Origin of the sequence: Brevibacillus sp. SIMBA_040, assembly GCF_046535075.1 — a bacterium.
Lineage (GTDB): Bacteria > Bacillota > Bacilli > Brevibacillales > Brevibacillaceae > Brevibacillus.
This window is the reverse complement of the sequence record NZ_JAWRXI010000163.1, coordinates 1-275: the sequence shown is the minus strand read 5'-3', so window position 1 is coordinate 275 and position 275 is coordinate 1. Positions and strand designations below refer to the sequence as shown.

At 34.2% G+C, this 275-nt stretch carries 1 protein-coding gene; it reads left to right on the top strand.

The window, feature by feature from the left end; all coding sequences use genetic code 11:
• Positions 1 to 275 (top strand): winged helix-turn-helix transcriptional regulator (locus SB752_RS32390; protein ID WP_410719496.1); only part of this gene is annotated, 275 nt, incomplete at both ends.

Below are 275 nucleotides of genomic sequence, written 5' to 3'. Positions count from 1 at the left end.
ATAAAGATTGTGTTGTAGATGTAGCAGATTTACAGTTTATATTACAAGTTTTGGGTGGAAAATGGAAGCTTTTCATTCTTTCCAGTTTGTACTTTGGTAAAAAGCGGTTCAAAGAATTGGAAAGAGAGGTAACAGGAATTTCACCTAAAATGCTTATCAAAGAATTGAAAGATTTAGAAGCCATTGGCATTCTGAATCGTCAAACATTTAATACCGTACCCATTACAGTTGAGTATAGTTTGACTGATGAAGCGTTGACGCTAAAACCTATTCTC